The 21,194-nt window shown below is 70.8% G+C and carries 12 protein-coding genes; all 12 read left to right on the forward strand.

Translation table 11 applies throughout. The annotated features are described in order from the left end of the window. Positions 1-122: 122 nt before the first annotated feature. The 12 genes from ABD259_RS04510 to ABD259_RS04565 all read left to right on the forward strand — a co-directional run bounded on the left by ABD259_RS04510 (position 123) and on the right by ABD259_RS04565 (position 21,169). On the forward strand, positions 123-830 hold the full coding sequence (locus tag ABD259_RS04510) for an SRPBCC domain-containing protein (protein ID WP_344104515.1): 708 nt from the start codon (positions 123-125) through the stop codon (positions 828-830). Further along, positions 827-2,506 carry a peptide ABC transporter substrate-binding protein gene (locus tag ABD259_RS04515; RefSeq protein WP_344160345.1) on the forward strand — a complete coding sequence of 560 codons (1,680 nt, stop codon included), beginning with the start codon at positions 827-829 and terminating at the stop codon, positions 2,504-2,506. Before ABD259_RS04510 ends, ABD259_RS04515 begins: the two co-directional genes overlap by 4 nt. Beyond that, a complete protein-coding gene (locus tag ABD259_RS04520; RefSeq protein WP_344104520.1) occupies positions 2,503-4,185 on the forward strand; it encodes an MFS transporter in 1,683 nt (560 codons plus the stop codon). Before ABD259_RS04515 ends, ABD259_RS04520 begins: the two co-directional genes overlap by 4 nt. 546 nt (positions 4,186-4,731) lie before the next feature. Further along, the gene (locus ABD259_RS04525) at positions 4,732-7,101 is read left to right on the forward strand and encodes a vWA domain-containing protein (RefSeq protein ID WP_344104523.1); all 2,370 of its coding nucleotides are present in this window, start codon (positions 4,732-4,734) and stop codon (positions 7,099-7,101) included. Between the two features lie 48 nt (positions 7,102-7,149). Next, positions 7,150-10,332, forward strand: coding sequence for a tubulin-like doman-containing protein (locus ABD259_RS04530; protein ID WP_344160348.1), 3,183 nt, complete (start codon positions 7,150-7,152; stop codon positions 10,330-10,332). Then, positions 10,329-12,803, forward strand: coding sequence for a serine/threonine-protein kinase (locus tag ABD259_RS04535; RefSeq protein ID WP_344160351.1), 2,475 nt, complete (start codon positions 10,329-10,331; stop codon positions 12,801-12,803). Before ABD259_RS04530 ends, ABD259_RS04535 begins: the two co-directional genes overlap by 4 nt. Further along, on the forward strand, positions 12,800-14,032 hold the full coding sequence (locus tag ABD259_RS04540) for a protein kinase domain-containing protein (RefSeq protein WP_344104532.1): 1,233 nt from the start codon (positions 12,800-12,802) through the stop codon (positions 14,030-14,032). The genes ABD259_RS04535 and ABD259_RS04540 overlap by 4 nt, the downstream gene beginning before the upstream one ends. Before the next feature lie 84 nt (positions 14,033-14,116). Next, positions 14,117-15,166 carry a hypothetical protein gene (locus ABD259_RS04545; protein ID WP_344104534.1) on the forward strand — a complete coding sequence of 350 codons (1,050 nt, stop codon included), beginning with the start codon at positions 14,117-14,119 and terminating at the stop codon, positions 15,164-15,166. A 1-nt stretch (position 15,167) separates the two neighbouring features. Then, positions 15,168-16,754, forward strand: a complete 1,587-nt coding sequence (locus ABD259_RS04550) for a flagellar biosynthesis protein FlhF (protein ID WP_344104536.1) — start codon at positions 15,168-15,170, stop codon at positions 16,752-16,754. Further along, positions 16,754-17,671, forward strand: a complete 918-nt coding sequence (locus ABD259_RS04555) for a hypothetical protein (protein ID WP_344104539.1) — start codon at positions 16,754-16,756, stop codon at positions 17,669-17,671. Before ABD259_RS04550 ends, ABD259_RS04555 begins: the two co-directional genes overlap by 1 nt. 6 nt (positions 17,672-17,677) lie before the next feature. Then, on the forward strand, positions 17,678-18,700 hold the full coding sequence (locus ABD259_RS04560; protein ID WP_344104542.1) for a hypothetical protein: 1,023 nt from the start codon (positions 17,678-17,680) through the stop codon (positions 18,698-18,700). A gap of 63 nt (positions 18,701-18,763) precedes the next feature. Next, a complete protein-coding gene (locus ABD259_RS04565) occupies positions 18,764-21,169 on the forward strand; it encodes a hypothetical protein (RefSeq protein ID WP_344160354.1) in 2,406 nt (801 codons plus the stop codon). Positions 21,170-21,194: the final 25 nt, after the last annotated feature.

Raw genomic sequence — 21,194 nt, forward strand, 5'->3', positions numbered from 1 at the left:
GGAAATCGGGATATTCAGCCACATAAGCCGAGTTCCGGACGACCGGCTCCGGCGAGCGTGAGAAAAAACCGGTGCCGCCGCGCACCGGAATCGGCCCCGGCCCCGAAAGGATCACGCACAGGATGAGGCGCTCGTTCGAGAACTCCGTCGTCATCGCCGCCACCCGCGAACGCGTGTGGCTGGCCCTCACCGACCCCAACGAGCTGAACCGCTGGGAGACCACCGACGCGCACCTCGATCTGCGCAGCGGCGGGGGCTTCCTCTACGAGTACGCCTACGGGCCCTCGCGCCCCGGGACGTTCCTGGTCGTCGACCCACCGCGCCGGCTGATGCAGGACAACCTCGTCTTCCACCACAACACCGGCTACCACTACATCAACACCACCACCCTGGAGCCGGCCGGCGACGGCACCCGCCTCACCGTCCTCGTCGAGGGCTATGGCGACAGCGACGCCGAGCAGTGGCTCCTGGAGAGCATGGACCTGGGCTGGGAGACCGATATGCGGATCCTCAAGGCCTACGTGGAGTGGGGCCAGGACCTGCGTCCCCGGCTGTGGCGCGGCCTGAGGATGGGGCTGCAGTACATCTCGCACGGCGACGGCGGCGGCATCCGGGTCCTGGAAGCGCTGGACGGCGGGCCCGCACAGACCGCCGGGCTGGAGCCGGGCGACGTCGTCACCACCCTGGACGACACCCCGTTCGACGACTTCCGCGGGTTCCGATCGCTGCTGGAGCGCTATCGTCCCGGCGACACCGCGACGCTCGGGGTCCACCCGGGCGGGACCGGCGAACTCCAACGGCGCAAGCTGACCTTCGGAGACGCGCGGTGAACCGCTCCGCGCCCGACGGGCCGGGGCAGACGGGCGACGGGCCGGGCGGGCCGCTCGCCCGGCCCGCGGCCGGTCCCGGCACGGCGGTGGTCGGCCTGGGCGAGGAACCCGACATGCTGGTCCAGGACTTCAGCCTGCGGCACGCCAGCTGGGCGGTGCTCAACCCCCTGATGCTCAAGCTGGTGCGCTACGACGACGCCTGGCGGCCCTGGCCCGAACTGGCCGAGCGCATCCCCAGCGTGGACAACGGCGACCGGCGCACCCTCGACGACGGGCGTGTCGAAGTGCGTTGGCGGCTGCGGCGCGGCATCCGCTGGCACGACGGCGCACCCGTCACCGCACACGACGCCCTGTTCACCCACGAACTGCTCACGGCCACACCACCGCCCTACCCCCACCACACCGTCATCGCGGCGATCAGCGAGATGTTCGTGCCCCGGGGCGACGACCACACCCTGGTCGTGCGGTACCGCGCCGACGAGCCGTTCGCCCCCTATGAGGAGTGGGGCACCGTGCTGCCCCGGCATCTGCTCGCCGATGCCGGACTGCACGACGCGGGTGTCCGCGAGGGCCACCCGTTCCTGCGGGCACCCGTCTTCCACGGCCCGTTCCGCTTCGCGGAGTGGAAACAGGGCGACCGCATCACGCTCACCGCGGCCGGGCCGCACCCGGCGGGATCGCCCCACCTCCAGCGGATCGAGTTCCGCTTCTACCCCGGACCGGCCGAACTGCGCGCGGCCGCGCTCGCTGGTGACGTCGACGTCACCGACCTGACCGGCTTCGACACCGACGACGCGGCGGCGCTGGACGCCGCGGGTGACGCCCTGTCCGTCCACCGGACGCCCTCCCTCACCTGGGAGCACATCGACATCAACCTCGACGACCCAGTGCTGGGGCGGCGCGAGGTCCGCCACGCCCTGGCCCACGGGATCGACCGCCGGGAGATCGCCGACGGGCCACACGGGGGGCGCCACCCGATCGCGGACTCCTGGCTGCCGCCCCGCCACCCGGCCGCAGCGGATGTCGTCCGCTATCCGTACGACCCCGACTGGGCCGAGGCGCTGCTCGACAAGGCCGGGCTGCGGCGCGGCTCCGACGGTCTGCGCGTCGGCCCCGACGGGCAACCACTGGAACTGGACCTGCTGACCACCCGCCCGGCCTCGCCCGGCGGCCGGTGGACCGCCTCGGCGACCCGCGCGGAGGCGGCCCGGATCGTCGCCGCCCAGCTGCGGCGGGTCGGAGTACGGGTGCGGGTCCGGGCGCTCCCGTCCGACGAGGCGTTCCCGCTGATCCGTCGGCGGCGCTTCCCCCACCTGGCGATGTTCGCGTGGTCGATGGGGTTGGAGACCACCGGCTACCTGATGTGGCACTCCTCGAAGGTGCCCAACGACGACGAGTGGTACGGCATCAACGTCTCCGGGTGGCGCTGTGAGGAGAACGACCGCCTCCTCGACGCGCTGATCGAGGAGCACCGGCTGGAACGCCGCTACGAACTCATGCGCCGGCAGCAGCGGCTGTGGGCCGAGGAACTGCCGTCCCTCCCCCTCTACTTCCCGGTGAGTGTCACCACCGCCAAGCGCCGCCTGCGCGGCATCCGGCCGGTGGGGGTGTTCGGGTGCTACGCCACCTGGAACTCCTGGGAGTGGCACTGGGCCGCTGACGCGGAGGCGATGTGACCGGGGACCGAACCGTCGAGGAGGAACCGGCCGGAGGCGGCCACGGGGGCGTGGCGGCCCGTCCCCGCCTGCTGGGAGCGTTCCCCCGCCCCGCGGCCTTCTGGTGCGGCTTCCTCGTCGCCATAGCGGGGGTCGCGCTGCATCTGCCGATGTTCGTCAGCGCGGCCCCGATGGACTACCGCATGGCCGGCATGCCGATGGACCCGGCCATGTACCTGGGGATGGCGCTGATCATCGCCGGTCAGGCGGCCACCGCCTACGGCCTGGTGCCGCGCGGCCGTGCGCGGGGGCGGACGGCGTCGGGGCCCCGGATCCGCCCCGACGACGGCGCCCCCCTGAACCGCGCCCACATCACGCTGGTCGCCGTCCTGGTCACGGCGGTCACCGTGGACGCGATGAAGCCGATCACGCTGGGCTTCGTGGCGCCGGGCATGACCGCCGAGTACGGCCTGCGGTCACCGCTCAACCCCGACGGCGCGCTGCCGGTGGCGCTGCTTCCGCTCAGCGGACTGACCGGCACCGTCATCGGCTCGTTCCTGTGGGGGTCGCTGGCCGACCGGATCGGACGCCGCTCGGCCATCCTGCTCGCGGGCGTGCTGTTCGTGACGACAGCGGTGTGCGGGGCAATGCCGTCGTTCACGTGGAACCTGGTGATGTGCGCCCTCATGGGCGTGGCGGCCGGGGGCATGCTGCCCATCACGTTTTCCCTGCTGGCCGAGACCATCCCGGCACGCCATCGCGGATGGGTGATGGTGCTCATCGGCGGTACCCCAGCGATCGCCTATGCCCTGACCGGGTGGTTAGCGGCCGAACTCATGCCGGACTACTCATGGCGTGTGATGTGGCTGATCGGTGCCCCGACTGGGGCGCTGCTCATCGTGCTCAACCGCTGGATTCCGGAGTCCCCGCGCTTCCTGCTGCTGCACGGCCGGACCCGCGAGGCCGCCCGGGTCATGGCGACCTACGGTGCGACAGCGACGCCCTCCCCAGAGCCGGGAACCGGGCCGGGGCCAGAGCCGGAGTCGCCAGCGTCCCCCACGACCCCGACCGTCGCCGGCCCGGGTGGGACGGGCGGGTACGGCCCGCTGTTCCGCTTCCCCTTCACCGGCTTCAGCTCCGCCGTCCTCATCTTCGGACTCGGAATTGGACTGGTCACCTACGGATTCCAGCTGTGGATCCCGACCAACCTCCGCGTTCTCGGCCTCGACGCGCAAACCGCCGACCGGGCCCTGCGCGACGCCGCCTTCCTCGGGCTCCCCCTGATCGGCGCCGCCGCGGCCCTGTACGCGCTGTGGAGCGCCCAGAAGACACTGATCGGCCTGGGCGCGCTGGTGACGGCCGCAATGGCGGTGTTCGCCCTGGTCGGCGAGGCACTGGCCGAGGGAGGCGCGCTCTACCTGCTCCTGGCGGTCCCGATCGCCGGAACGGCCGTGCTCACCGCAGTCCTCACCGCCTATACCTCCGAGCTGTACCCCACGCGGCTCCGCTCCCGGGGCTGCGGCCTGTGCGCGGGTGCGGGCAAGATCGGCGGCGTCGCGGTCAGCGCGGTGCTCGTCGCCGGACTGGCCATTCCCTCGGTCCAGTCCACCTCGCTCCTCGGTCTGTTCCCCCTCCTGGCGGCCCTGATCACCTTCTACTACCGGCCTGCCCCAGGGACCCTGGCGCCGACAGCGCGGTAGTCCGCCTTCTTCATCCCTCCACGAGCGCCTGACGATCGGTGACTCTTCAGGTCGGTTTCCTCGTGAGCAACGCGCGCACCAGAAGGTAACAAACCACGCATCCATCCACCAATGTCACCATTCGCATTGAAAACGTAAGAAAAAGAACCCATAGGAGCGGATCCAACGTTCCAACCGACCCCCTAATCGATAGGACAAATAACTGTCAAGAGCAATTCGATCAATGGCCGAGGTCGGCCCGCCCACAGGGGACCGCAATTAGCATCCACCGCACATCACGCTGCATCCGAGACCCAGAGGACACATTCGACCTGCGGAGAGTCCAGAACCGAACATTCCCCGCAACGCCATCGACAGGGACGATTACCCAACGCAACGATGGTTTCGGGGGCGACGATTAAGAACCCGGACTCGCCGAGAAGTGACAACCCGAAAACCGTAGGTATTCTTAGCGCTCGTCTTCCTTCACTGTGATTTAACGATCTCCCCGCACCGACATGTGGACCTGTCGCTCCAAGCGGAGAGAGGCGCATGAAAGGAGATCTTGTGACGCCGTTTCGACGCGCAAGGCGACACGGACACCACGGGTCGGGTACGGGCCGACGGAACATCGTCCTGGTCGCCGCGGCCGCACTGCTCCTCACCGGAAACGTCCCGGCGGCCGCCGCACCGTCCGCGCTCCGTGAGCCGGACGACGAGGGCGGCCGGTCCCAGCCTCTCGACATCGTCATCCTGGTCGACGAGTCCGGGAGCCTGACGGACGACGATGTGGACGAGGAGGTCAAAGCGGCCTCCACCATTGCGCAGAGCGTCCTCAACCCCGGTTCCCGGGTCACGGTGGTCGGTTTCGGCAGCAACAACGGCGTCTCGGGCCAGGACGCCGCCCGCGAGGTCTGCCGCCCCACGCTCGTGGAGGAGGGCAACGGCGGCCAGTACCTGGCCGACTGCGTGTCCGACCTGCATCGGCGCGACAAGGAGGAGGGCAACGACACCGACCACGCCGAGGCGCTCAGCCGGGCCCTGGCCTACCTCGACGACTCCGGCGCCCCCGATGACGCCGCGAAGATGATCTTCCTCCTCACCGACGGCGCCCTCGACGTGCCCAACAGCCCCAACTACGGGCGCTCTGCCGGGGACCGCAACGACAACGCCCTCAAGGTCGTCGACCGCCACCTGGAGACCGCCCGCGACTCCGGCGTGCAGGTGTGGCCCCTCGGCTTCGGCTCCTCCATCGACCGCGACCAGCTCGACGCCTTCGCGGCCGGAGGTTCCCAGCAGACCTGCAACGACATGGACGTGGCCACCCCTTCCGCACGCGTCGTCGACTCCTCCGCCGAAGTGGTCCGCTCGCTCCAGGAGGCCCTGGCCGCGGCGTCCTGCGCAGGCCTCAGCCCGCCCGACAGCGAGTCCCTCCCGGGCGGGCGCACCGCCGAGCTCACCGTCGACATCCCCGTCATCGCCACCGAGGGCGCGCTGACGGTGACCAAGAACAACCCCGCCATCACCGTCGAATACGTCGACCCCCAGGGCGAGGTCGTCCCCTCCCAGGGCGATCACGACGGGGCCGAGTTCAGCCGCAGCGGGGAGAACAGCGCCGTCGAGGTGCTGCGCATCGTCGACCCCCGCCCGGGGACCTGGAAGGTCCGGCTCACCTCTCCCAGCGGAAGCGAGGAGGAGCTCGTCACCGCCACCGCCCAGTGGCAGGGGCGTATCAACACCTTCCTCACCGTCGAGGGCACCAGCCGCCCCGGGGAGAAACTCGCCGTCCGCCTGGAACTGAGCACCCGGCGCGGCGTCATCACCGACCCCGACGCGCTCGACGCCCTCGACTTCTCCGCCACGGTCACCGAACCCGGCGGCGAGCCGCGTGCTGTCGAGCTGCGCGACAACGGAGAAGCCCCGGACCTCAGCGCCGACGACGGCCAGTTCGCCGGGAGGGTCACCGCCCCCGACGACGCAGGCACCCTGACGTTCACCAGCACCGTCCAGGGCCGCGGCGTCGCCGCCGACGTCCGCGAGTTCCCGCACGCCGTCACCGCCGACGGGATCCCGCTGACCGCCCGCATCAGCCTGGACCCCCTCACCGAGGTCTGGGAGGGTCGCACGATCTCCGGAACCCTCACCGTCGACAACCAGGCCTCCGACGACGCCGAGGTCCAGCTCGTGGTCGACTCCCCCGAGGGCGTGCTCACCAAGGTCGACCGGGCCGCACGCTCCTTCTCTCCAGGGCAGAGCGAGGAGCCGTTCACCATCACCGTCGGTGCCGACTCCGCCCACGGCCCCGCGACCTTCAGTGTGCGGGCCTTCGACTCCTCGGGTGCCACGGTCGGCAGCGCCGCTCCGCTCACGGTCACCGTCCGGCCCGCGCCCGGCATCATCGAGCGCTACTGGTGGGCGTGGACGCTCATGCTCATCGGCGTGGTCGCCCTCACCGCCGCCATCGCGGTCCGCAACGCCCGTGTCCGCGCCCGCAGGGACGTCCGCGGCCTGGTCGCCGAGCTCTACCTCGGCGACCAGCGCGTCGGCCCGGAGCTGCGTGCCCCCAGCAGGTGGAGCGACACCTTCAAGTTCACCGTCCGGGAACCCGAGGGCCCGGGACAGGAACCGCGGCTCGACACCCCCGACCGCGGCGCCGCCTGCTACATCGCCTTCCGCACGCCCCCGGACAGCGTGCGGATCCGCACCCCGCACGACCAGACCCGCACCGTGAAGATCGGAGGCTCCGGTACCCAGCTCTCCGACGGCCTGCTGCTGGCCTTTCGCGATGAGCGCCGCGTCAGCGCGTCCCCTCCTCCGCCGTGTCCGGACCCCACAGACACCCGGCACGGCAACACCGGAACCGGCCGCGACGCCGAGACCGACACCGGTGTCGGCAACTTCCGGCCGCATTCGTCCGAGGATCCGTGGATCGCCTGACCGCCCCATCCCCCGTACCCCCGAAGCACGCTTGAAGGGCCCTCACCCATGACGATGAAGCTGTACCAGCCGATGCTCTACGTCGGCCTGGGCGGTACCGGGTGCCTCATCGGCGCCGAGCTGGAGCGCCGCCTGCGCGAGGAGCTGTGCGGTCCCGACGGGACCGAGTTCCAGCAGCGGCGCCCCGGCGGCAACCTGCTCCCCTACCAGCTCCCGTCCTGCGTCCAGTTCGTCTACGCCGACGTCAGCCGCGCCGAGCTCGACCGGCTTCCCGCCCGGGTGGTGCCGGGCCGCCGCCACATCGCGGCCGCTGAGCAGACCGCGCACTACGTCCGCGACCTGGTGCCCTCCGCCTACACCTACCCCGAGGCCGCGCGCAGCCTGCGGCTCAGCGCCGGGGATGTCGTCACCGACTGGCTGCCGCCCGCCTCGGGGGAGCCCCGCGTCTCCCCGCTGGACCGCGGGGCCGGGCAGTTCCCCACGGTCGGCCGGGCCGCGCTGTTCGAGACGTTCCGCGGCGGCACCGCCCCGGCCGTGGGATCGCTGAAGGAGGCCATCAACCGGCTGGCCACCTCGGCCGGGGACCTCAGCGCCCTCGGCGGCGGCCTGCCCAAGTCCTGCGACGTGTTCGTCGCGTTCTCGGTGGCGGGCGGCACCGGCGCCGGGATCTTCTACGACTACCTGCACTTGATCGCCAACACCTTCAAGGAGTCGGACCTGCGGGTCAAGATCTACCCGCTGGTCCTGATGCCCTCCGCCTTCGACGAGGGACTCGGCGGCGGACGCAACGCCAAGCTGAACGCCGGCCGCGCACTGCTCGACATGTTCCGCCTCGTCGACGACCAGAACAGCAGCGGCGCCGCCCTCGACTTGCTCGACGACTCACGCCTGGCCTCCGGCCCCCGCCGACACGACGACGCGGCCGTGCGCTACCCCGTGGAGGGCCGGATCAAGATCGCTCCCTCCACTGTGCAGACCGCGTTCCTGTTCAGCCGCCCCACCGGCGCCGACCGCGACGACCTGCACCGGTCCGTCGTCTCCCTGGTGCTCTCCCTGGCCGGGACCGACATGGAGAAGCTCGGAGAGGCGGCGGGCGCCGCGAGCCAGGAGACCCACCAGTCCTTCGCCGACAGCTTCATCAACACCCAGGCCGAGCGCGAAGTCCCGGCCGAGTCGGGCATCGGCAACCGCGGGGTGTCGACCGCCCTGGTCGCCTCCATGACGGTCCCGGTGGACGAACTCGCCGACATCATCGGCTCCCGGCTGCTGCGGGCCGCGGTCAACGACATGCGCTCACCGCTGAACGGCAACGCCGAGCGGAACCGCGCCCTGATCGGCGAGTTCTTCACCAACGCCAACATCCAGCCGGTCCTGACCCGCACCGGCAGCGACTTCGCCGAACCGGAACCGGCCACCGGCGCCCGCGCCATCGCCGCGGCACTCTACGACCGCGGCGACTCGATGAAGCGCAGCCTGGCCGCGCTGCGCAGCAGGCTCGGCCGCGAAGTCCCCGAGCTCGCGCAGAGCTTCGACCACCGCGCCGGCGCGCGCGGGCTGCTCGCCAAGGTCGACCCTTTCCACGCGCGACGCCTCGTGGTCGGCAACTCCGACGCCTCCGCGGAGATCGAGCAACTTGGGGCTATTGGCCTGCTGCAAAGCCGCCGCAACGCCCCGCCCCCGCCCGAGGGGTTCGGCGCCGCCCCGCCGTCCATCCCCGAGCTGCGCGACCGCCTCAACGGACTGATCAAGACCAAGTACACCGATCCCGCCCCCGCGCGCGCCCGCGCCGACCAGGACGTCTGGTACGAGTGGCAGAGCAGGCTGGCGTGGAGCGAGGCGTGGAGCGGGAACGCCCCGCGCTGGAACCGGGCGGCCACCCTGCTGACCACGGAGCTCACCGCGTTCACCGACGCCCTCGACGAGCACGCCCGCACCGACGGTGAGCGCTTCGAGCAGCTGGCCCAGCAGCTCTACCGCCCGCGCACCGGCGTCTCCTACCTGCTGCCGCCGGTCGGCTCCGACCTCGAACCGTTCTACCGGCGGGCCAAGGACCGCCTCCTGGCGCACTTCCAGGAACTCGACCTGCTGCGCCCGAACTCCACCGAGGCCGACCTCGTCGAGACCATCATCGGCCCCGAGGGCTGGCGGACGGCCTACGACATCTCCGTCGACCGCCAGCCGACCGACGCGGTCGCGTTCCTCCGCGAGACCCTCAAGACCGCGGTCAAGCGGTTCCTCCGCGACCCCGGCCCGGTCCAGAAGCCGCTGCTGCCCCGGCTGGCCGACCTCCTCGCCCACGTCACCGACCAGGGCGACGGCTCCATCGCCGACGAGGACCTCAACGAGTTCCGTGCCAAGCTCGCGGCCCTGCTCCCGGTCGGCTACATCCCGCAGGGCGGTGGCCCGCTCAAGGTCCTCATCACCTACCACGCGGCGGCACCCAACGCCCGCATCGAGCAGTACCTGCGCGAGTCGATCAACCTGCCCCAGGGCGGCGGGTTCACCTACGAACTGCGGCCGGTCAGCGCCGAGACGGTCAGTGTGGTGCTCTTCCGGACCTCGATGAGCGTCACCGAGGTCCGCGAGGTGCGCGACGTCATGCGGCTGTGGGCTGACGCCCTCAGGAACCAGCAGCCGCAGGACTACCTGCGCTGGCGGCAGCGGCTCGGCTTCGACTTCGGCTACCTCGCCACCACCGAGGAGCACCGCGTCTACATCCTGCACCGGCTGCTCAACGCGCTGTGGAACGGCCGTGCCCATGTCATCGGCGACCCGCTGTCGCCCCTGGAGGTGCGGTTCGTCCTGGGCGGGGGCGTCACCATGCCCTTGCAGCTGGTCCCGCTGGAGGAGACCTCGTCGTGGGGAAGCCTGCTGCGCTCCTACGAGCACTGGGCGTTCAGCGGAGAGGACGCGATCACCCGCCAGTTCTGCAGCCAGCTGATGAGCGAGCTGCCGAACGGGGTCGAGGACAGACCGTCCGACCCGCACGACCTCTACTGGGTCATCCGCGACATGGCCGACGACGAGGTGAAGCGTTTGGACAACCTGATGAAGGAGCTGCACAGCTCGCACCAGGGCCGTGCGCTCCAGCTCCGGGACTTCTGGTCGAACACGCTCCCGGCCGCGCTCGCCCTGGAATTCCAGGGCGCGGTGGCGCCCATCCGCGCCAACCTCCGGGCGCTGGAGCAGGTGGTGTCGCGGCGGAGCGAGGGCGGTGACGGGCTCCGATGAGCGTTCACCGCCTCGACCTGCGCGGATTGACCCGCGACGAGTCGCGGAAAACCGTCCGCGCGGTCTTCGGCCCGGGGACCCCGCCGACCGACTCGGCGCGCGCGCTGGTCCTGGACGAGACGGGCCGCCTGGTCGACCACGCCGACAGCTACGAGGACATCTTCAACAGCGGCCGGGTCCAGACGATGGTGTGCGTGGCGGTGGGCCCGCCGGAGCGCACCGCGGCCAGGCGGACGCTGAACCGCCCCGGGCAGATCGGCCCGGAGCGCGGGATCGCCACCCTGTGGGTCGACGACGAGACCGGGGTGGGCTGGACGCTGCACCCCCCTGGCCCGGCCTCCCCGTTCCCCGGTGCCGTCCCCGAGTCGCGCATCGGCGCGGACCGGCTGGTCGAGGTGTTGAGTCACCCCGAGGTCTTCGACCGCGTCGTGGAGCTGAGCGGCGAGCTGCCCGAGGCCGCGGCCTCGCCCGGCCTCTACTGGGTGGGGGCCGAGTCCGGGGAGGACGCGGTCACCGCCGCGCTGCTGCGCGCCGCCTTCGCCCTCACAGCGAAGCCGTCGGGTTCCGGGTCGTCCGCGCCGACGGCGACCGCGCGGTCCTCGGGCTCCCCGCTGGTCGACCTGGTGGAGGGGGTGCGTCGGCCATCCGTCGCCACGGACGACCCGGGCAACGGCGAGCTCGCCGCCCGCGAGCGCCGCCTGCGCCACGCGCTCGGCCGCGCCGACGGCTCCCTGGAGTCGCTCTCCGGGTGGCTCGGTGTTTTCGGCACCGCCTCCCCCGCACGGCTCCGCGCCTCGGAGCTGCCTGCTGTCGGTGCCGCCCTGGCCGACTACCGCGACTACGTCGTAGCCCTGTTCACCCGGTTGAACACGCTCACCGGCGAGCCGCTCGCCGCAGAGCTAGCGCGAGCGGGGATCGCGGTCCGGCCGGTGCCGCCGGAGGAGTCACGCGAGGCCGTTGACGCCCTGCGCCGCCGGGCCGAGTCCCGGCTCGCCCGGGGCGGTGCGGTCACGGAGGTGGCCGCGGACCTCGACCGTGTGGCCGCCCACGTCTCGCCTCCCGGCAGCGCCGCCGAGATGCCGCGGGTGCGCCACGCTGTCCCCAGCGGACTGGTCGACGCCCTGGAGGATCCCCCCGGCTTCCCGGCGCCGGGGCCCGTGTCGGGCCTGTTGGCGGCCGCGTTCGCCGCACCCCTGTTCCCGGCACTGGCCGGATGGTGGACGGGCGCGCTGGCCGGCGGGCTCATCGCGGCGCTGTGGCTGGTGATGTTCGCGGTATTGCTGGCCCGCTGCCGCCCCCTGCGGGGCGCGGCGCCGACCCTGGCGGTCCACGCGGGGGCGGCGGTCGGGGGTGTACTCGCCGGGCTGTGGATCGGTGCCGCGTCGGGCCTGTCCGTAGAGCTCGGGCCGCCGGTGGTGGTGCTGGTGGGGAGTGTGGTCGGCGGCGTTGTGGCCGCGTGGTCGCTGGCCGGTTCGTGGACCGCACGCATCCGCGCCTGGCGGTCCTCGATCCCCCTCGACGCGGTCGATCCTGCGGCATCCGGGTTGACCCGCCTGGTCAACGCGGTGGCGCGGGACGAGTGGGCGCTGGGCGCGGCCCGCAGGCACCTCGCCGACCTCACGCGCTCCGCCGCCGGGGCGACCCGCGCCGCCACGCACGCGCTGACCGAGGCGACCGAGCGCCTCCCGACCCCGGCCACGCCCCCGGCGGAGGCGTCGGACCTGGTCCCGGTACTGCGCGCGGACCTGACCTCGCTGGTGCGTACCGCGGTGGCGCCCATCTGGTCCGGGCTGCGCGCCGGGCAGGTGCGCGACCTCTACGACTCGGTCCACGACGGCACCTCCGATCTGGTCGCCGAGTACCTGCAGCACCTGCGCACAGAGGGCCCCTACGTCCCGCCGCGCTTCGTCGCCCCAGGCGAGGAGCGGACGATCGCCGTCAGTGGTGACCCGGAACGGCTGCTGCGCGCCCTGCACCGCCCGCCGGGCGATCGGATGCTGCAACTGTGCGACCCGGCCCACCTGTCCCTGCTCTCCACCGGGGCGGGCGCGGCGCGCGGAGTCCGCTTCGCGCCCATGTCGGTGCGCCCCGCGATGTTCGGCGGCGGCCGGGAGGCGCCCTCGGACACGGTGTGGACGGCGGGCGGCCGCCTGACCGGGCTGCTGCGCCTGGTGCCGCTGCGCTCCGGTGTGATGACGACGCTGTGGTCCAACGAGCCGCCCGGTGACGAGGCCCCTGTCGGCGTGCCCGACCCGCTGAGTTCCCGGGAGGCGGTGGAGCCGGAGCAGGAGGCTGGGCGGTCCGAGCCGCCGGGCCCGAACGGAGCACGGGACCGTGCCGAGCCGCCCGGGGAGGACGCCCGCCGGTTCGCCCCCGGGCCGACGCAGCCGGGCGGTTCCAACGAACCGATCGGGCCTGACGGGCTGGGCGGGCCGCTCCCATCGGAACCGGAAGAGGACTACCTGCGGTGAGCGAGAACAGCCTCAGAGAGGTCGTGTACACGACCCCGCACGGCGAGGAAGTGGCGTGCCGGCTGACCGAGGTCGGCGACTTCGCGGCGGCCTCCCGTTCCGTGCTCGACCGGCACCTGGTCCGGGCCGAGGCGCACGGCCGCGAGTCCTTCCTGCTCCGGGTTTCCGTCGGTGACCGGCGGTCGGACCTGGAGCGGGAGCGGGCGCTCGCCGAACTCGACAACGAGATCCTCGCTGGTGTGCGGCTGGCCCGGATGGCGGGCGAGGACTACCCGACCGAGTTGAGTCGGCTGGTCGGCTACTACGACGACCCGAAGTCGCCCTTCGCCCTGGTCGAGCCGTATCAGGGCCAGCCCCTGCGTACTCTGCTGGACCGCCGCCAGCTTTTCGACGAGGAGAGGGCGGCGTTCCGCCGAGGACTGCTCACCGCACTGAGCTGGACACACGCCGTCGAGGTGGTGCACCGGGATCTGCGTCCGCAGACTGTGCGGTGGGATCCCGACCGCAACCAGGTGCAGCTGTGCGACTTCACCTCCGCCAACGTGGCGGGAGCGCCCCGCGCCCCGGCGGGGGGTGCCCCGTGGGCGCCGCACCAGCAGCGCGACGGCGTGGGCCGGTGCGATCCTCGCGACGACATCTGGTCGGCGGGACTGCTGCTGTTCCAGGTCCTGACCGGCCACGACGTCGAGGGCGAGGCCCGGCTGCCGCTCGGCGAGCACCGGGCGCTAGCGAGCGACCTCGACGGCACGTTCGCTCTGGCGGCAGCGGACCGCCCCACCGCCGACGAACTGCTCGCCCGGCTGACGGGGCGGTCCCGGTACCGCCGCACGATCGGCACCGAACTCGACGCCGGGCGCCAGCGGTTCCAGGAGCGGCTCGACCGCAGGCGCGGCGCCCGCCCGGTGAACGGCAGAGGACCAAGCCGGGGTCCGTCCGACGAGCGTCAGCGGCCCCCGGTCACGGACACGGCGTCGGAACGGCCTGCCAGGGCGGGCACGACCGTCCCGGAGGACCCGCTGCGAGAACGGGAGCCGGTGGCCGAGAGCACCGAGGCGAACGGGGGAACCAGGCTGCTTCCTCAGACCGAGCCGCGCGCCTCCTTCCGCGATCTGGAGTCTCTGGACATCACCCTCGCCGGTGTCTCGAAGATCGCGATGATCGCCATGGCCGTGATCGGCCTCGTCGCCGTGCTCCTCGCTGTGTTCGTCCTGGTCGTCCGGGGCGGGTGAGCCGATGCGTGAACGGCGCCGCGCGTCCCCGTCCCCCAATCCCCTACCGGGCTCCGTCACCCCGATCGAAAGGCCGACCCGACGATGACCCTCCCCGACAACGCCGAAGGCGTACGCTGCCCGGTCTGCCTCAGCCGGGTCAGCCTGGACTTCGACAAGCTGTGGGAATGGGTGGACGGCCGCCACCAGCCGCTGGACATCCCGGAGCAGGCCACCGAGGAGCAGCGGGCCCGGCGGCTGCGCCGTGCCCAGGTGCGCTGTCCCAACCTGGGGCAGGACTTCCCCGAGCACTTCCTCCCCTACCAGTACGTGGACAGCGACCCGGTGGTGATCGGTCTCATCGGCGCGTCGATGTCGGGCAAGACCCACCTGCTCGCGTCCATGATCGCGGCGGTCCAAGACGACGGCCTGGACCGGTACGGCTTATCCGTCACGCCGCTGGACATCGCCCGCTACGAACGGTTCATCAACACCAAGGTGCGTCCGCTGTTCGAGCGGGGCGAGGTCCTGGCCCGGACCAGCGACAACGTCTGGGAGTTCGAGGTCGGGCTGATGGTCTCCGACCGCGATGGCCCGCCCTCGGCCCCCCAGCGTGCGGTCGCCTTCTTCGATGTCTCCGGAGGCGAACTGTCCGCACTCTCCCCCGCTGAGCGGCGGGTCTTCCTGGACGCGGTCGACGCGTTCGTGTTCGTGGTCGACGCGGACCAGCTGGATGGCGGCGTTCCGGACGCCGCGTTCAGCACCATCCTGAGCCTGGTCCAGAACAAGCAGGACAAGGCGGCGCTGCTGATCCTGACCAAGGCGGACCGATTCCGATTCGGCTATCCGGTGGACCGGTGGCTGCGCGACGGCCCGCCGTCCCCGGATCTCGACGCCGCCGAGATCGAGGCTGAGAGCCGCGAAATCTACACGTTCGTCGAACGGTACGACAAGGCCGGGGGCTGGCTCCGACCGTACTTCGAGTTCGGCAGGTCCGCAATGCACGCTGCGTCGGCGACGGGCGGCCCCTGCGCTCCTGGACAGCGCCATTTCGCACGCCCGGTGCGCCCCCAGAGGGTGCTGCGGTCGTTCCTGACACTGATGGCGTTGACCGGCGTGATCGATTCCGACGAGGCGCGGAAGGTGGGTCGCTGAGATGACCGAGCGGAGCACCCGTCCCGGCACCGATCTGCATCGAATCTTCTTCAGTTGGCGGAAAAGCAACCTACTGGGGCAGGACTTCGGCCCGAGCGCGACTTCGTTGCACGATTTCCCCCAGGCGGAGTACAGCGCACTGTCGAACTGGGCGGACCGCCTCAACAAGGTGGGGGTACCCGAGTTCGCCCTCGGCCAGGCCGCGCCGAGTCACTGGTACCGACGGTTCAACGACGGCAATGGGGCGCTGCTATACCGCAAGCCCGAGCAGCCGCCCCGAGACGCCCGGTCCAGCACGACGTGGGCCCTCGTCGGCGCCGACCTGAACATGCCCGGCACCCTCGTCGCTTCCTGGGAGAAGCGACTCTTGGTACCGCGGCGGGAGGCATGGGGCTGGGGTTCGTTGGAACCGGTCTCGTCGAGCGACCTGCGTCGTGTGAGCGATCACCACGGTGACACTCTGTACCGGCACGCCGCCCGCCGCCCGGAACTGACCGACCTCGTCGCGGCCGTGCTGGAAGAACCAACAGACCCCATCGACATCATGCTTCCCGAGGACCCACATGCACTCCCTGAACACGGGCGCCTGCTCCTTCTGTGGGGCCTGTACCACTCGCTGGTCGAACTGCTCGGGAGCGAGACCGACCCGAGGTTCCCCGGGGTCGGGTGGTCCTTCTGCACCTATGAGCCGTGGCCCGCCGACATGCGCCCCGAGGCGGACCGTCCGCGCATCGCATTCCGTCCGTACCGGGCGTACGGCGTCCCCGAGGGGTGGCGGAGACTGGATCTCACGGAGCCGCGCGAGCCTGAGAACGACGCACAAGGGGGTGCGGAGGCCAACGACAGCGACTTCCGCGCCATGGCCGGGTGGCTGATCGACGGGATCGGGAACCCGGACGGGGTCTTCGCCTCACGGGGCGAGAAAGCTCCGCCCCATGACATTCCGTGGGGACAGGTCCTGAAGCTTCTCTCCGCGATCGTGAAGCGGGACGTGCCCCGCAGGTCCGCTCCGCGCGAGCAGCTGTGGCCGGAGCCGTCTCCGTCGGTCGGCGGAGCGGAGGACGCGCAGGAGGCGCCGTCCGACCGGGAGCCGCCCCGGCTGGACACGGCGGACCGGGACGCGTCGGGCATCCATCAGCCGACCGCCGCCAACGAGCCCGCGTGGGAGTCCACGCGATGGCGCCGCGACCGCGACGACGCGCCTCCGCTGATGCCCGGTTCCTCCGCGTCGCGCGCGTCCGGCTCGCAGAGGACCGCCCCCGAATTCGAGCATCCCCACCGGCACCCCGCCGCCGCGAGCGCACGCACCGACGCCGTTGAATCTTCACAGGATTCCCCGTCCGATCGACCTGGGGAACTGATCGACGCCATCGCCGGGGCGAGGGATACCTGGGAGATCGACTCCGCATTGAACCGGCTCGTGTACCACTTCCACCCCGAACTCGAACAGCCCTACGTAGAGCTGCGGTGGCAGCAGCCACGCTGGCGTCCGGTGCCCGCCGCGCTCGTGCCGTGGCTCGCGGCGGGCGCGATCGTCTTCCTGGTGGTGCTCACGCTCGTCCTGGCCGCAGCGCTGTTGGTGCGGTGATGAGCACCATGGCGGGGACATGGAGACGCGGCTCGGCGGCCATCGCCGGGACCTGCGGCGTGCTCCTGCTGGGCGCCTCCCCTGCTGCCGCCGCCGAGACTGAGCACGCCCGCACCGTGTACTGCCTCGGGGCGGACCAGCGCCCCGACCTGATCGAGGCGGCGACCGCGCTGGGGCATGCCGAGCGAGTGGAGTCCGCCCCTGAGTGGGTCACCCTCCCCGCCGACACCGTCCCGAAGACCGTGCACGAGTGGCGCGCCGCCGATCGCGACGGGTTCACCTCGGCCTGCCACGCACTGATCAAGGCATACGGCCCGAAGCACCTGATGCCGAAGCCGCCAAAGAAGAGCGAGGGCGGGTGGCCCTCCCTCAGCGGGGTCATCGGTGCGCTTCGAAGCGTGCCGGAGTGGCTGGCGGGAGCGCTGACGGGGTTCGTGATCAGCGCGGTCGGCAGCAGATCGGCCGCACGCCTGGAGGAACGGAAGGCGCGGCTAGAGGAGCTGGGAACGGCAGTGGAGTTCCAGCGCGAAATGAACATCTATCTGCGGGCGCTCGAGGGCGGCAAGGGCGCAGCCCCGTCTCGGGATCAGGTGGACGAACGCGGCTTGGAGCTAAAGGTCATCCTGCAACGGCTGCACGCCCGTCATCCCGACTGGCCGCTTATCCCGGACACGATCGCCGCAGTCACAGAGGGACTGCGCCATCAGGTTCCCAGGGGGAGGAAAACGACGCGGGAGCAGATAGATGCGGGGTATGCCTTCGCGAACTGGATCGGCAAACGGGTGGCGTTGATCGAGGCGTCCATTCAGCGGCCGCTGCTGCGGCGGTTCACCGCCTGGCGATGGACCAAGACACGGGATCAGACCGAGGGGGAGGCCGAGCCCAAGGCTCAGCAGACTTCCACAGGACAGGATTGAGGTTACGTGCCAGCAAGCGAGGTCAATCCCAATCCCTTCGCGGTCGCCGGTCAGCAGGCGGCCGGTGGCCCCCGCCACCGGCCGATCGACCCGAGGGAGAAGGGGCACCGGGAGGAGTACTACGTTCCCGTCGACCACACCGACGACTGCTTCCAGCAGTTCCGGTCCTTCCTGGGAACGGCGCAGCGTCCGATGTCCAATGACCCGGACCTCCCCGGGATCGCCGGGTCGGTGGTGATCGTGGAAGGGGAGGACGGCTCCGGGCGGAGCACGCTCGTGCACCGCTGTATCAGCGAGGTCGAGACGGCCATGAAGGACAAGGGGATCACGTCCGTCAAGCGCATCGACCTCTCCTCGATCCGGAACCAGCCGGAGGGGGCGGGCGACGACGACCCGCTCAGCAGACACCGGCGCTCCTTCTGGCGGGTGCTGTCGTATTCCCTCCTCGCGGGGAGGCTCGGGCAACTCGACGCCGATGATCGGAACTCGGTCGAAAAGCACCTGGAGGACGGGAGCTTCGACTTTCTCCAACTGGCCGTGGAGCGCATCCTCACCATGGACAGGGACCCCTGCACACTCGTAGCCGTCTGGCCGGAGCAGTGTCCGGGGTCTGCCATCGACATGCTGCTGAAGAACGTTCCCGGGAACATGCTGGTGTTCTGCGAGACCCGTCCGCAGGATGACCTTGGTGGCCCCTATCCCTACGGATCACCGCTCGTCCTCAGCCTCGGCCCGCTATCCGTCGAGGACGGATGGAAGATGATCGAGAAGCGCTTCGAGCTGGCGCGCACGAACGGTCTCGACCCGGACTCGCTCATCCCCTTCGTGAAGGAGGACATCGACTTCCTGATGAAGGAGGTACTCATCGAACGGCCGAAGAACTCCGCGACCAAATCCGCGATGAGCCTGAGCGAGTTACAGAATCTGCTCATCTGGAGTTACCACCACTCGCTTGAGGAAGGCCTGGAAAAGATCGACATGGACGCGATCAGCCGCTTCTACTTCCGCTTCATGAGCACGCACTTCTGAGGGGCATCAGCGGACATGGTCGTCTCCTCAGGAAATCCGTTTCCGGTCTCCCCGGTCGCCAGGGTGACCGACTACATCCGCCCGGTTCCCGATTGGGCGGTGATCGAGACCGACGCGTTCCGGAGCGCGATCTCGTGCGCCCGGGACTACCGGGCCCAGGTTGCGCAGGTGGCGCGGGACTTCGGCGAGGAATCCCAGCGGGCCAGCCGAGCGCTGGCCGTGGTCGGCGACTACGGGATGGGAAAGACCCGACTCGTGGTCGAGGTGCTCAGGTACCTGCACCACGAGCGCCTCGATTCGCACCGGATCATCGCGCTGTCGGCGGCCGGTTCCGACTTCGTCGACCTCTATCTCCAGTTCCTGAAGCTGCTCGCGGATCCGGACCATCGGAGCCAGCTCCGCCACCTCGTCACCGAGTGCTTCCGGGACGTGGTCGTCGACCACCTGCGGGGCAGCACGCTGACCAGCCAGGTGGCCGACCACCTCCACGACAGCGACATCGACGTCATCTCCGTTGTCGAGAACCTGGGGCTGCCGCAGGCCGCGCTTCTGGAGCGGCTGCGGGCCGACCTGATCGACGAGGTCGGCGACGACGACATGGGGACGGCGCTCGCCGCGCTCATCGAACCGGCCATGCGCGACCATGTGTGGCGGTGGCTTGAAGGCGGCGCCACCTCTCCCCCTCTGCGGGAGAGGAAGATCATCGGCCCGATCGCTACCCCGCGTCGAGCCCTGGTCGCGATGGCGGCGCTGGTGCGGCTCTACCGGAGCCGGGGATGGTCGCTGACCCTGGCGATCGACGAGATGCACCTCCTACTCGACGAGCGTCGCGCGGCCGGTTCCCCCGACGCGCCGGAGACGGACCAGCCGCCCGAGAGCGATCCCCGCGCTGAGGAAGCCGACCCGGAAGGCGTCCCGGTCGACCACCAGATCCCCCGGCTCTTCAAGCGCTTCCTGGAGGACATGATCGGCCCAGGGGGCGCGGCGGGCGAGACGTTCATCATCATGAGCGGCCTGCCGGACCTCCTCCACCTGATTCCGGCCGACGTGGCTGAACGGATCTCCACCACGGTCACCATGACCCCCTTCGACGAGGGGCGGACCCGGGACCTGATCCGCACGTTCCTGTCGGTGGAGCGCCTGAACGAGGGGTGCCCCGCCGAGGGGCGTGGCGGGTGGCGCGACGGTATCCGCCCGTTCGACGAGGCGACCCTCGCCGACATCGTCCGGTTCACGGGCGGACAGGTCCGGCGCATCCTGCTGCTGTGCCGGTCCGCCTATCAGGCGGTGGCCAAGGACGAAGACGTCGGCCTTGACGTGCTTCGGCGTGTGGCGCATGAGCAGCTCAGCTACGTCGAGGTCAGAGACACGTTCCAGACGGCGTGGCAGCTCTTCGGCGAGCAGGGGTGGCGTGTGGAGGCCCGCGCGGGGGACCCCGCGGATCCGGAGGGCAACGCGGCGATCTGGCTTCCGCTGCCGGGACGGGAGGAGACCGGCTGCCTGGTGATGTTCCAAGGGCCGGTTCTGGACGACACCGACGTGAGCGCGGTCCAGGAGCGGATCGACAGCGCCCTGTCATCGCTCGGGACCGACGAGCGGGGGCGATCGGCGATCCGTGTGCTGCTGGTGGTCAACGGGTACATCGCCCGCCCTCTGCAGGAGGCCCTGCAGCGCCAGGTCGACCTGACCATTCCCTACCGGCATCGACGATTCACCGACAGCCTGGCGCAGGCGATCCGGCACTTCCGCGAGGAACTCGGACGGGAGGTCGCCGCGGCGCCTACCGTAGGCGTCGTCGAGCGCCTGGAAGAGCTCTCGACCCAGCAGTCGCGGACCCAGGAGATCCTGAACGCGCTGACCGAATCCCTCGACCAGGTGCGTTCGGAACAGCAACGGGCCGCCCAGCAGCCCCACGTCGAGATCGGCTCGGCCACTCACGTCGACATCTCCGTGCCCGGCCTCGACGAGGCCCCTGCGGGCTATAGCCGGATCGGGTACCTGATCGGCGAAGTGCACGCGGAGATCAGGGAGAAGGCGAAGCCGCAGCGCGTCCGCCTGCGGGAGGCGTTCCGGCACCAGGTCTACTCCCCCACGGGGGCGGTGATACCGACGTGGCACACGGACGAGGCGTTCACACAGATCACGAGTTCTTCGTGGCGGATGCGGACCGGACTGCTGCTCGTGCTGGAAGAGACCTTGCTGGCGTTCTCCGAGAGCGTGTACACGGTTCTGCGGGCCTCCGGCCACGACGACGTCGCCCCGCCCCGCAAGGCGCTGCGCCGACTGTGCGACCAGTTCACCGAGGTCATGGAACACGTGACGCGCGAGCTTCCGGTCCCTGACGCCGCCTCTCCGGTGAGCACCACGTCGACTGCGGGGTCCCACGATGACTTCAAGCTGATGCTGTGCCGTCTCGGTGACAACGTCTTCGACAAGATCTTCGAGGACGATTTCCGACGTCGCTGGTGACATGCGGGCGAGCACGTCAAGCCCG

The sequence above is a fragment of the Nocardiopsis rhodophaea genome, from assembly GCF_039530945.1.
GTDB classification, from domain to species: Bacteria; Actinomycetota; Actinomycetes; order Streptosporangiales; family Streptosporangiaceae; genus Nocardiopsis_C; species Nocardiopsis_C rhodophaea.